Source organism: Nonomuraea sp. ZG12, from assembly GCF_052068115.1.
In the GTDB taxonomy this organism is placed as follows: Bacteria; Actinomycetota; Actinomycetes; order Streptosporangiales; family Streptosporangiaceae; genus Nonomuraea.
The window spans coordinates 288,538-299,280 of record NZ_JBQHCW010000002.1; the positions used below are offsets into that span (position 1 = coordinate 288,538).

The 10,743-nt window shown below is 70.6% G+C and carries 9 protein-coding genes and 1 pseudogene; 2 read left to right on the forward strand and 8 right to left on the reverse strand.

Features of this window, described 5'->3' with window-relative positions; translation table 11 throughout:
* Positions 1–81 precede the first annotated feature (81 nt).
* Genes ACTMTF_RS08415 through ACTMTF_RS08440 form a run of 6 tightly spaced genes read right to left on the reverse strand, consistent with a single transcriptional unit; the run spans position 82 to position 8,053 of the window.
* Positions 82–753, reverse strand: a complete 672-nt coding sequence (locus ACTMTF_RS08415; protein ID WP_441110062.1) for a response regulator — start codon at positions 751–753, stop codon at positions 82–84.
* Positions 750–3,275, reverse strand: a complete 2,526-nt coding sequence (locus ACTMTF_RS08420) for a DUF4118 domain-containing protein (protein ID WP_441110063.1) — start codon at positions 3,273–3,275, stop codon at positions 750–752. The genes ACTMTF_RS08415 and ACTMTF_RS08420 overlap by 4 nt, the downstream gene beginning before the upstream one ends.
* Position 3,276: 1 nt before the next feature.
* A complete protein-coding gene (locus ACTMTF_RS08425; protein WP_441110064.1) occupies positions 3,277–4,101 on the reverse strand; it encodes a potassium-transporting ATPase subunit C in 825 nt (274 codons plus the stop codon).
* A complete protein-coding gene (gene kdpB / locus ACTMTF_RS08430; protein ID WP_441110065.1) occupies positions 4,102–6,300 on the reverse strand; it encodes a potassium-transporting ATPase subunit KdpB in 2,199 nt (732 codons plus the stop codon).
* Between the two features lie 2 nt (positions 6,301–6,302).
* The gene (gene kdpA, locus ACTMTF_RS08435; RefSeq protein ID WP_441110066.1) at positions 6,303–7,964 is read right to left on the reverse strand and encodes a potassium-transporting ATPase subunit KdpA; all 1,662 of its coding nucleotides are present in this window, start codon (positions 7,962–7,964) and stop codon (positions 6,303–6,305) included.
* Entirely contained in the window at positions 7,964–8,053 is a 90-nt protein-coding gene (locus ACTMTF_RS08440) for a K(+)-transporting ATPase subunit F (RefSeq protein WP_441110067.1), read from the reverse strand. The genes kdpA and ACTMTF_RS08440 overlap by 1 nt, the downstream gene beginning before the upstream one ends.
* 335 nt (positions 8,054–8,388) lie before the next feature.
* Here ACTMTF_RS08440 and ACTMTF_RS08445 point away from each other — a divergent pair, with 335 nt between their 5' ends.
* Together ACTMTF_RS08445 and ACTMTF_RS08450 are read left to right on the forward strand one after the other, a co-directional pair.
* On the forward strand, positions 8,389–8,925 hold the full coding sequence (locus ACTMTF_RS08445; protein WP_441110068.1) for a DUF4240 domain-containing protein: 537 nt from the start codon (positions 8,389–8,391) through the stop codon (positions 8,923–8,925).
* 40 nt (positions 8,926–8,965) lie between these two features.
* A complete protein-coding gene (locus ACTMTF_RS08450; protein ID WP_441110069.1) occupies positions 8,966–10,069 on the forward strand; it encodes an RNA-guided endonuclease InsQ/TnpB family protein in 1,104 nt (367 codons plus the stop codon).
* A gap of 113 nt (positions 10,070–10,182) precedes the next feature.
* On the opposite strand, the pseudogene ACTMTF_RS08455 reads toward ACTMTF_RS08450, so the two are convergent.
* Together ACTMTF_RS08455 and ACTMTF_RS08460 are read right to left on the reverse strand one after the other, a co-directional pair.
* Positions 10,183–10,440: pseudogene (locus ACTMTF_RS08455) on the reverse strand (LuxR C-terminal-related transcriptional regulator); the annotation flags it as partial.
* A 3-nt stretch (positions 10,441–10,443) separates the two neighbouring features.
* Entirely contained in the window at positions 10,444–10,638 is a 195-nt protein-coding gene (locus ACTMTF_RS08460; protein ID WP_441110070.1) for a hypothetical protein, read from the reverse strand.
* Positions 10,639–10,743: the final 105 nt, after the last annotated feature.

A 10,743-nucleotide genomic window follows, 5' to 3' on the forward strand; every position in this document is an offset into this window, starting at 1 on the left:
GCTCCTACTTCGCCGGGTCGGTCGGCGGGGCCCCGCCGACCGTGGTCCAGGAGTACATCCAGCAGGTGCGTCGGCCAGGTGTCATGGAGTGAAGCGGTAGCCCATGCCCGGCTCGGTGATGAGGTGGGCCGGGCGTGCCGGGTCGCGTTCGAGTTTCTTGCGCAGCTGGGCCATGTACTGGCGCAGGTAGTGGGTCTCCTTGACGTGCTTACTGCCCCACACCTCGGCGAGCAGGTGGCTCCGGGGGATGAGTTTGCCGGGGTTGCGCAGCAGGATCTCCAGGATGTGCCATTCGGTGGGGGTGAGCCGCACGTCCCCCGAGACGGTCTTGCCGGTCAGGTCCACCGTGTGGTCGCCGATCCGCACGTCGGCCAGGCCGCCGGGCTCGTGGACGACGGTGCGGCGGGAGACGGCGCGGATGCGGGCCAGGAGCTCCTCGATGCTGAACGGCTTGGTCACGTAGTCGTCGGCGCCCGCGTCCAGAGCGTCGATCTTGTCCTGGTTCCCGGCCCGGCCGGACAGGACGACGATGGGGATCCGGGTCCAGCCGCGCAACCCCTGGATGACGTCGACGCCGTCGAGGTCGGGCAGGCCGAGGTCGAGGACGACCAGGTCGGGCTGCCACCGGGCGGCCTCGCGCAGCGCGGCGGCGCCGTCGGGGGCGACGGCGACCTCGTAGTGGCGGGCGGCCAGGTTGATGCGGAGCGCGCGCAGGATCTGCGGTTCGTCGTCGACGACGAGGATCTTGGTCATGGCGTGTGGATGGGCAGGTTGACGATCATGGTGAGGCCTCCTCCTGGTGTCTCCTCGGGTACGAGCGTGCCGCCCATGGCCTCGGTCAGCCCTCGCGACAGCGCGAGCCCGAGCCCGACGCCGGTGTCGTTGTCCCGGTCGCCGAGCCGCTGGAACGGCAGGAAGACCCGGTCGTGGGCCTCGCGCGGGATGCCGGGCCCACGGTCGATGACGCGGATCTCGACGTGGTCGTCATGCCAGCTCGCGGTGACGATGACCTTCCGCTCGGGCGGGCTGTGACGTACGGCGTTGCTCATCAGGTTGACCAGCACCCGCTCCAGCAGGGCCGGGTCGGCCAGGACCTCGGGCAGCTCGATGGAGACGTCGCCCTCGACGCGGTCGCGCAGCGGCCCGAGGTCGCCGATGGCGTGGGGGACGATCTCGTCCAGGGCGATGGGCTGGAGTGACAGGCCGAGCACGCCGGCCTGCAGGCGGCTCATGTCGAGCAGGTTCTCCACCAGCCGGTCCAGGCGGGCGAGCGACTCGTCGGCGGTGGCCAGCAGTTCGTCGCGGTCCTGCGGGGTCCAGTCGATCTCGCGGCTGCGCAGGCTCTCCACGGCGGCCTTGGCGGCCGACAGCGGGCTGCGCAGGTCGTGGCTGACGGCGGCGAGCAGCGCGGTGCGCATCCGGTCGGCCTCGGCCAGCGGCCTGGCCTGCTCGGCCTCCCGCTGAAGGCGTTCCTGGCGCAGCGCGACGGCCGCTTCGGCGGCGAACGCCTCCAGCACCCGCCGGTCGCTGGCGTCCAGCAGCCGGCCACGGGCGGCGAGCACCAGCCTGTCGTCGATCACGACGTCGGTGTCGGCGACGGCCGGGTTGGCGCACGGGGCCGTGCCGGAGGTGGAGACGATCCGCCAGGCGGCGGGCTCGGCCTGGTCGTCCGGGGCGGGCTCGCCGAGGCGTTCGAGCAGCGTGACCGAGTCCAGCGCGAAGGTCTCACGCAGTCGGCCGAGGAGCGACGGCAGCGCGGCCTCGCCGCGCAGGACGTGCCCGGCCAGGGTGGAGAGCACCTCCGCGTCGGCGCGGGCGCGGGCCGCCTCCCTGGTCCGGCGGGCGGCCAGGTCGACGATCGCGCTGACCGCGGCCGCGACCAGGACGAACACCGTCAAGGCGAAGAAGTTCTCCGGGTCGTGGATCGTCCAGGTGTACAGGGGCGGCGTGAAGAACCAGTTGAGCAGCAGGAACCCGCCCACGGCCGTGACGAGCGCGGGCCAGGTCCCGCCGACGAGCGCGACGGCGATCACCAGGCTCAGGAACAGCAGGATCTCGCTGGGCAGCGAGATCACGTCCCGGAACGGGGCGAGCGCCGTGGTCAGCAGCGGCAGGCCCGCCGCCGCCACCGCCCACCCGAACAGCCGGCGTTTCCTGGTCAGCGCCGCCCGGGAACGTTCGAGCCGGCGGCGGCCCTGCTTGGCCGCCTCGTGGGTGACGAGGTGGACGTCGATGGAGCCGGACCGCGCGGTGGTCTCCACGCCCACGCCCCGCGAGAGCAGCTGGGCGAACCGGCCCCGGCGGGAGGCGCCCAGCACCAGCTGGGTGGCGTTGACCCCCTGGGCGAAGTCGAGCAGGGCGCGCGGGATGTCGTCGCCGACCACCTGGTGGTAGGTGCCGCCCAGGCTCTCGGCCAGGGCGCGCTGGCGGGCCAGGTTGGCCGGGTCGGCTCCGGCCAGCCCGTCGGCGCTGGTCACGTGGACCGCCAGCAGGTCGGCGCCCTTGGTACGGGCGGCGATGCGGGCGGCCCGGCGTACCAGCGTTTCCCCCTCGGGGCCGCCGGTCAGGGCTACCACGATGCGTTCGCGGGCCTCCCAGGTGCCTTCGATGCCGTGGTCGGCGCGGTAGCGGTCGAGCTGCTCGTCCACCTTCCCCGCCACCCACAGCAGCGCCAGCTCGCGCAGCGCGGTCAGGTTGCCGACGCGGAAGTAGTTCGCCATCGCCGCGCTGACCTTCTCGGGCGCGTAGACGTTGCCGTGCGCCATCCGCCGCCGCAGCGCCTCGGGAGACATGTCGACGAGCTCGATCTGGTCGGCCCGCCGCACCACCTCGTCGGGGACCGTCTCCCGCTGTGGGATGCCGGTGATCTGATGGACGACGTCGTTGAGCGACTCCAGATGCTGGATGTTGACGGTGGAGACGACGTCGATGCCGGCGTCGAGGATCTCGTCGATGTCCTGCCAGCGCTTGACGTTGCGCGAGCCGGGCACGTTGGTGTGGGCCAGCTCGTCGATCAGCGCGACCTTGGGTGCGCGTTCGATGACCGCGTCGACGTCCAGCTCGGTGAAGGTGGCCCCGCGGTAGACCAGCGTCCTGCGCGAGATCACCTCCATGCCCTCCAGCAGGGCGGCGGTCCGCGGCCGGTCGTGGGTCTCGACGAGGCCCACGACCACGTCCCGGCCGCGGTCCCGGCCGCGGCGGCCCTCGCCGAGCATGGCGTAGGTCTTGCCGACCCCGGGGGCCGCGCCCAGGTAGACCCGTAGCCGCCCTCTCATGTCAGGCCTTGTCCAGGGCCAGGTTGAGTTCGAGTACGCGCACCGCCGGCTCGCCCATGAAGCCGAGCGCCCGGCCGGTGGTGTGCTCCTGGATGAGCCGCTCGACTGTGGCCGGGTCGAGGCCGCGCTCCCTGGCCACCCGCGGCGCCTGTAGCTCGGCGTAGGCGACGGAGATGTGCGGGTCCAGGCCGGAGCCGCTCGCCGTGACCGCGTCGGCGGGCACCTGGACGGCGGTCACGGCTCCGCGCACGGGCACGGTCTCGCCCGCCGCGTGGTCCTCCCCCGGCTTGGCGCACTCCACCGTCCTGCCCTGGTAGGCGGCGATGAACGGGGTGGCGGGGCAGGCCTGGTTGACGCTGACCACGCGGTCGGGGAACACCTTGAGCACCGCGCCGACCCCGTCCGGGGTGCAGTACGGCCGGGCGCCGCTGACGCCCTCCAGCTCGCCGACCGCCTTGGAGCGGGCGCAGACCTGGGTGAGCAGCGACTGCCGGCCCTCCGGCAGGGCGTCCACGACGTCCTCGGGCCCGAGGTTGCTCGCGCTGGTCGAGGTCGGGTCGTAGCCGTCGCCGGCGGCCGACGGGCGGGACTGGAAGTACCCGCGTACGGGCTCCCCGTCGGCGTCGGTGAAGGACTGGCCGATGAGCGCGCTGCCCACCGCCTTGCCGTCCTTGTGCACGATCGAGCCGTTGGCGTTGGCGTTGAACAGCGCCTGGGCGACGCCGGTGGTGACCAGTGGGTAGATGACGCCGGTGACCACCGTGAGCACGAGCAGCGCGCGCAGCGCGGCGACATGCCGGCGGATCCAGCTTGGCATGCGGTCCATTTACGACATCCCCGGAAGGAACTGGATGATGAGATCGATGACTTTGATGCCGAGGAACGGGGCGATGATCCCGCCCAGGCCGTAGACGTACAGGTTGCGTGACAGCAGCTTGGCGGCGCCGGACGGCCGGTAGCGCACGCCGCGCAGGGCCAGGGGGATCAGCGCGACGATGACCAGGGCGTTGAAGATGACCGCCGCCAGGATCGCCGACTGGGGGCTGGCCAGGCGCATGATGTTCAGCGTGTCCAGGCCCGGGTAGACGGCCGCGAACATGGCCGGGATGATCGCGAAATACTTGGCGATGTCGTTCGCGATGGAGAACGTCGTCAGCGCGCCCCGGGTGATGAGCAGCTGCTTGCCGATCTCGACGATCTCGATGAGCTTGGTCGGGTCGGAGTCCAGGTCGACCATGTTCCCGGCCTCCTTGGCGGCGCTGGTGCCGGTGTTCATGGCCACCCCCACGTCCGCCTGGGCCAGGGCGGGGGCGTCGTTGGTGCCGTCGCCGGTCATCGCGACCAGCCGGCCGCCCGCCTGCTCCTTCCTGATCAGCGTGAGCTTGTCCTCGGGGGTGGCCTCGGCCAGGAAGTCGTCCACGCCGGCCTCGTCGGCGATGGCCTTGGCGGTCAGCGGGTTGTCGCCGGTGATCATGACGGTGCGGATGCCCATCCGGCGCATCTCGTCGAAGCGTTCGCGCATGCCTTCCTTGACGACGTCCTTGAGGTGGATGACGCCGAGCACCCTGCCCTTCTCGGCGACGACCAGCGGGGTGCCGCCGGAGCCGGAGATGCCGTCCACGATCTGGGCGGCGTCGTCGGCCGGGTGGCCGCCGTGCTCGCGTACCCATGTCAGCACCGCCGTCGCGGCGCCCTTGCGCACCTCACGGCCGGCGCCGTCCGCTGCAGCACCGAATACGCCCGGGTCCGGCGTATTCGATACGCCCGGGTCCGGCGTCAGGTTCACCCCGGACATGCGGGTCTGGGCGGTGAACGGCACCCATTCCGCGTGGGCCAGCTCGCCCGGCCGCCGCTCGCGCAGGCCGTAACGCTGCTTGGCGAACACCACGATCGAGCGGCCCTCGGGCGTCTCGTCGGCCAGGCTCGACAGCTGGGCGGCCTCGGCCAGCTCCTGCTCGGTGACACCGGCCACGGGCACGAACTCCGCCGCCTGCCGGTTGCCGAGCGTGATGGTGCCGGTCTTGTCCAGCAGCAGCGTGGACACGTCCCCGGCCGCCTCGACCGCGCGGCCGGACAGGGCCAGGACGTTGCGCTGGACGAGGCGGTCCATGCCGGCGATGCCGATGGCCGACAGCAGCGCGCCGATCGTGGTCGGGATCAGGCAGACGATCAGCGACACCAGGACGATGCCGGTGACGCCGTCGGAGGTGAGCGCGAGCGAGTCGGCCACGCCCGGATTGATGGACTTGGTGTAGATGGCCAGCGGCTGCATGGTGGCGGTGGCGATCAGGAAGATGATCGTCAGCGCGGCCAGCAGGATGTTGAGCGCGATCTCGTTCGGCGTCTTCTGCCGGTTCGCGCCCTCCACCAGAGCGATCATCCGGTCGACGAAGCTCTCGCCGGGCTTCTGCGTGATCTGGACGACGATCCGGTCGGACAGCACCTTCGTGCCGCCGGTCACCGCCGAGCGGTCGCCGCCGGACTCGCGGATCACCGGCGCGGACTCGCCGGTGATCGCCGACTCGTCCACCGAGGCGATGCCCTCCACCACGTCGCCGTCACCGGGGATGGTCTCCCCCGCCTCGACGATGACGAAGTCGCCCTGCCTGAGCTCGGGCGCGCCGACCGCGTCCCAGTCGGAGGAGTCCCAGTCGGAGGAGGTCCGGCTGCTGAGGCGGCGCGCGGTGGTGTCGTGCTTGGCCGCGCGCAGGGTGGCGGCCTGGGCCTTGCCCCGGCCTTCGGCGACGGCCTCGGCCAGGTTGGCGAAGACGACGGTCAGCCACAGCCACACGACGGTGGCCCAGGCGAACCACGAGGGGTCGCCGATCGCCAGCACGGTGGTGAACACCGCGCCGATCTCGACGATGAGCATGACCGGGTTGCGCCACATGGTGGCCGGGTTGAGCTTGCGCAGCGCGTCCGGCAGTGACCGGATCATCTGCTTGGGGTCGAGCAGGCCGCCGCCGACCTTGTCGTTCTTCGGGGCCGGCGCTTGGCTCGGTGTCTCGAGCACGTGCGTTGACATGTCTAGGAAAGTCCTTCTGCGAGCGGTCCGAGCGCCAGCGCCGGGAGGAAGGTGAGGGCGACCAGGATGATCGTCACGCCGACGACCATGCCGACGAACTGCGGCCGGTGGGTGGGCAGCGTGCCCACGCCGGCCGGCACGGGCGCCTGCTGGGCCAGCCCTCCGGCCAGCGCCAGGGCGAGCACGATCGGCAGGAACCGGCCGAAGGCCATGCACAGGCCCAGCGTGGTGTTGTGGAACGTGGTGTTCACGCTGACGCCGGCGAAGGCGGAGCCGTTGTTGTTGGACGCGCTGGTGTAGGCGTACAGGATCTCCGACAGTCCGTGCGGGCCGCCGTTGAGCATCGCCGCGCGGCCCGTCTCGGTGGCCATCGCCACCGCCGTGCCCACCAGCACCAGCGCCGGCGTGACCAGGAAGTACATCGAGGCGAGCTTGATCTCGCGGGCGCCGATCTTCTTGCCCAGGTATTCGGGCGTGCGGCCGACCATCAGGCCCGCCACGAACACCGTGATCACGGCCAGGATGAGCATGCCGTACAGGCCCGCGCCGACACCGCCGGGCGCCACCTCGCCGAGCAGCATGTTGAAGATCAGCATGCCGCCGCCGAGTGCCGTGTAGGAGTCGTGGAAGGAGTTGACCGCGCCCGTGGAGGTCAGGGTGGTGGCGGAGGCGAACAGGGCCGAGTTGGAGGTGCCGAAGCGGGCCTCGCGGCCCTCCATCGCCGCGCCGACGGCCTGCGGCACGGTGCCGCTCGCGCTCAGCTCGGCCCAGTTCGTCACACCGATGCTGATGACGGCGATGACGGCCATCACGCTCACGATGGCGTAGCCCTGGCGGTTGTCGCCCACCATGCGGCCGAACGTGCGCGGCAGGCAGGAGGCGATCACCGTCAGCAGGAAGATGGTCAGCCAGTTGGTCCAGGCGGTGGGGTTCTCGAACGGGTGGGCGGAGTTGACGTTGAAGATGCCGCCGCCGTTGGTGCCCAGGTCCTTGATGGCCTCCTGACTGGCCACCGTGCCCGGGGTGAACGTCTGCTCGCCGCCGGTCAGCGTCGTCCAGGTGCCGTGTCCGGCGAACGTCTGGACGGCGCCGCCCGCCACCAGCAGCACGGCCGCGACGAACGCGATCGGCAGCAGGATGCGCAGCGTGCCGCGGACCAGGTCCACCCAGAAGTTGCCCAGCGTGTCGCTCTTCGCGCGGGCGAACCCGCGCACCAGGGCCATGGCCACCGCCATGCCGACCGCCGCGGAGACGAAGTTCTGTACGGCCAGGCCCGCGGTCTGCACCACGTGGCCCATGGTCGACTCACCCGCGTACGCCTGCCAGTTGGTGTTGGTGACGAAGCTGACCGCGGTGTTCCAGGCCAGCGCGGGCTCGACCGGCGGCATGCCCAGGGACAGGAACAGGTGACTCTGCAGCCGCTGCAGGCCGTACAGGAACAGGATCGACAGCACCGAGAACGCCAGCACCGCGCGCGCGTAGACGCCCCAGCGCTGCTCGCTGTCCGGTCGTACGCCGAGCAGCCGGTAGACGACCCGCTCGACGCGGGAGTGCTTCGTGCCGGTGTAGACGCGGTACATGTAGTCGCCCAGCGGGCGGTAGCAGAGGGCCAGGGCCAGCAGTAGGGACGCGATGAACATGATCCCGGCCAGGGCCGGGGACATCAGAACCGCTCCGGGAACAGCAGTGCCGCGACCATGAGGACCACGAGGCCGGCGACCACGACGAGACCGGCGGCGTTGACGGCGCTCACAGTCTCTCCACCGCCTTCACGACCAGCCCCAGGACCACGAACACCGTGATCGTCAGGGCGACGAAGATGACGTCTGCCATCCCCACTCCTTAGCTCCGTTGTGCGGGTACGAGTCGCCCTCGCAGGGCGTCTGTGGGCCCAGCAAATCCCGGAAAATGAGTGGTTTTGTCGTTCTTGACGGGTTTCATACGGCTATGGCGTGAATATTGACGCCATCCCTACGCCGGCGACGCCATCCGGGTGGCGCGGGCGGGTCACGCGCCACCCGGATGTGTCGGTGCGGCCTGCTTTGCTGATCGCCATAGCCGGAAGGCAGACTCGGAAAGGCGGCGAACATGGCGGACCAGTGGCTCCCGGCGGGGGACGAGGATCGTTTCTGGGACCTGGTGGAGGCGGCCTGGGCGCCGCTCGGCCCGGAGGCCGGTCAGGCGCGCCAGGCGCTCGTCAGCCGCACCCCCGACCCGGACGTGGACCCCTGGGAGGATCCGGCGCTCAGCCTGGTGCAAGCCGCGCTGCCCCGCTTCCTGGACAGTCTCGCCGCCCTTGGCCGGGAGCTCTCCGCGGCAGAGCTGGCGAGCCACGACCGGGTGGCCGAGCGCAAGCTCTACGACATCGACCGGGCTGACGTCCATGCCGCGACCGGCGGCTCCGATGACGGCTTCCTCTACGCGCGCGGCTTCATCGTCGCGCTGGGCCGCGATTTCTACGAAGCGGTGGCCCGCGACCCGGAGATGGCGGTGTACGACGCCGAGTGCGAGGAGATGTGCTATTTCTTCGCCCACCTTCATGACAAGCACTTCGGCTACTTCCCCGACACGGGCTCGGCGATCTCCAGGGAGTCGTGCAACAACCCCGCCGGCTGGCCGTCCTGACCTCCCGGCCTTGCCGAACGGAAGTCCCGCGTCTCAGATCGTGAAGCGGGCTTACAAGTACCGCTTCCATCCGACTCCCGAGCAGGCGGTTTTGCTGAACCGCACGTTCGGGTGCGTCCGGCTGGTCTGGAACAAGGCGCTCGCCGAGCGCAATCGCCGCTACACCGACGAGCACGCCTCGACCTCGTACGTGGACACCGCCAAGTGGCTGACCGCGTGGAAGCGGGACCCGGAGCTGGAGTTCCTGCGCGAGGTGTCGAACGTCCCGTTGCAGCAGGCGCTCCGCCAGCAACAGGTGGTGTTCGGCAACTTCTTCGCCAAGCGGGCCAAGTACCCGCGCTTCAAGTCCAAGCACAAGTCGCGGGCGTCGGCGACTTTCCAGAACAACGCCTTCTCGTTGCGAGAGGGCGCGCTGAAGCTGGCGAAGATGGATGCTCCGCTGGCGATCGTGTGGTCGCGCCCGTTGCCCGAGGGTGCGGAGCCGTCCACGGTGACCGTGTCGAAGGACGCGGCCGGCCGCTGGTTCGTGTCCCTGCTGTGCGAGGAGAAGATCGCGCCGTTGCCGCCGGTCGCGGCGAATGTGGGGATCGACGCCGGACTGAACCACTTGCTGACCCTCTCGACCGGGGAGAAGATCTCCAACCCGCGCCACGAACGCCGCGACCGTCGCAAGCTGGCCGAAGCCCAGCGGGCGCTCGCCCGCAAGGAGAAGGGCTCGGCGAACCGGGTCAAGGCGAAGGCGAAGGTGGCCCGCGCCCATGCCCGCATCACGGACCGGCGGCGGGACTTCCTGCACAAGGTCACCACTCGATTGGTGCGCGAGAACCAAACGCTCGCGATCGAGGACCTGACCGTCCGCAACATGGTCAAGAACCACTCGCTGGCCCGCGCCATCTCCGACGCCTCCTGGCGGGAGATGCGCTCCATGCTGGAGTACAAGGCCCAGTGGTACGGGCGCAGGCTGGTGGCCGTGGACCGCTGGTTCCCCTCCTCCAAGCTGTGCTCGGCGCGGGGCTGCGGGCACATGAACGACACCATGCCGCTGAACGTCCGGACCTGGACCTGTCCCTCTTGCGGGACCGTCCACGACCGCGACGTGAACGCGGCGAGGAATATCCTCGCGGCCGGGCTGGCCGAGAGGTAAAACGCCTGCGGAGGGCTGGTAAGACCGGCCCCGGAGTCTTCCGGGGAGGCGCGGCCCGATGAAACAGGAAATCCCTGGGGCGACCCCGGGAATCCCCTCCCTTCGGGGAGGGGGGAAGTCAAGTGCTTGCTGACGGCCTTCTCGGTGACGGTCAGCAGGCCGGCGATCGCGCCGTTGGTCTTGCCCTGCGCCATCAGGGCCAGCACCTCCCACTCCCGTGGGGTCAGCCGGGCCAGCGGCTCGGCGTGGGCGGGCCGGGCCAGCAGCCTGCCGACCACCTGCGGGTCCATCACCATGCCGTCCGCGGCGACCTGCCGCACCGAGTCGACGAACTGCTCGACGTCCCCGACCCGGTCCTTGAGCAGGTAGCCCCTTCACGGCACCTTCAGTGTGCCGCACTTCTGCTCGGGGTCGATCTTCATGCCGGCCGGCCCGGCGGGACAGTCGCCCCACACGATCGGCCCGGATGTGCCCGATGGCACGTCCGCCCCGGCCGGGGACGCGTACCCGGCGGTGAGCACCGCCACGAGGGAGAGCGCAGCCGACGTGAGCGCCTGTCGTTTGATCATGTGATCACGCTATGCAGCGGCGCGGGTACGATCGATGGTGCTGCCATGTGGATCCGATGGTGGTGCAGGCACCACCTCGGATCCGGGGGCGTTTGTGCGATCCCC